The sequence below is a fragment of the Brevibacillus sp. MER 51 genome (assembly GCF_023714195.1).
GTDB lineage: Bacteria > Bacillota > Bacilli > Brevibacillales > Brevibacillaceae > Brevibacillus.
In genome coordinates this window covers 1-1,278 of sequence record NZ_JAMAUS010000040.1, presented here as the reverse complement: position 1 = coordinate 1,278, position 1,278 = coordinate 1, and the positions used below count along the sequence as shown (strand labels likewise).

Genomic DNA, 1,278 nt, shown 5'->3' with positions numbered 1-1,278 from the left:
TGACCCAGTAAATTGAGACAAGGAAAAAGCACCTCCTGAATCGTATTCCAAATATGATTCTAAGGAGGTGCTTCTTTAATGGGCACAAGAGTGCATTACCCAGAAGAAGTAAAATGGCAAGTGGTAAAGATGAAGCAAGCAGGCATTTCAAATAAAGAGATTTTAGAACAGTTAGCGATTAGGGACGTAAAGCAAATTAAGACCTGGATGAAGTGGTACCGGAATGGTGAAACACATCGATTTTCCCAACCTGTAGGCAAGCAATATAAGTATGGAAAAAGTTGTTCAGATCACTTAGATGGGATAGCGCAAAGGGATTTAAAAATTCGCCAATTGGAGTTGCAAATTGAAGTCTTAAAAAAGTATCAGGAACTACAGAGGGGGTGGAAAAATCAAAATTAATTGAGGTTGTAGAGAGCTTTCGGGGAAGAACCTCTACCGCGGATGTCCTTAAACTGTTTGGTGTGCCACGGGCGACCTACTATCGTTGGAGAGCCAAACTTAAAAATAAGGAAACAGAACTTGATTCTTTAATCGAGCAGTTGTGCCAAAAATATCGCTATCGTTTCGGCCATAGAAAGATACGTGCCTTACTGGATCGTAATTATAACATATATGTAAATCGTAAGACGGTCCAAAAGATTATGCAAAAGAAAAACCTTCAATGCCGTATCAAGCCAAAGCGTAAGTCGTTCATCAACGGGGAAACGAAGATTATTGTAGCAAATGAACTTAACCGACAATTTACTGCTTCTAAACCAAATGAGAAGTGGGTAACGGATATTACGTATTTACCTTACGGTCAAAACATGTTGTATTTATCTACGATCATGGATTTATATAACAACGAGATCATTGCTTACAGAATAAGTGACCGACAAGATGTTTCTTTGGTGCTGGAGACCTTAGAGGAAGCAATAGATACTAGAGAGGCAGCTGGTGTCCTTCTCCATAGCGATCAAGGATCAGTTTATACTTCATACGCATTTCAAAACAAAGCAAAAGAAAAAAGCATTACCACGAGCATGTCCCGAAAGGGAAATTGCCATGATAATGCCGTCATTGAATCCTTCCACTCCTCGCTAAAGTCGGAAGAATTCGCCTCTCCAAAAAGAGAGATCCTAACAAACCTAATGGTAATGGAAAAAGTGGAAAATTACATCTGTTTTTATAACCAAGATCGAATTCAGGAAAAATTGAACTACCTGTCTCCATACGAGTATGGGAAACAGGTAGCCTAGGTGCTTTTTCAACGTCTCATTAATTAGGGTCAGTCCA

The 1,278-nt window shown here is 39.4% G+C and carries 1 protein-coding gene; it reads left to right on the top strand.

Annotated elements, in window-relative coordinates:
- The first annotated feature begins 78 nt into the window (after positions 1-78).
- A protein-coding gene (locus M3630_RS30415) for an IS3 family transposase (protein WP_251254661.1) occupies positions 79-1,241 on the top strand; the annotation gives its coding sequence in 2 pieces (ribosomal slippage) (positions 79-352 and positions 352-1,241; 1,164 coding nt in all).
- Positions 1,242-1,278 lie beyond the last annotated feature (37 nt).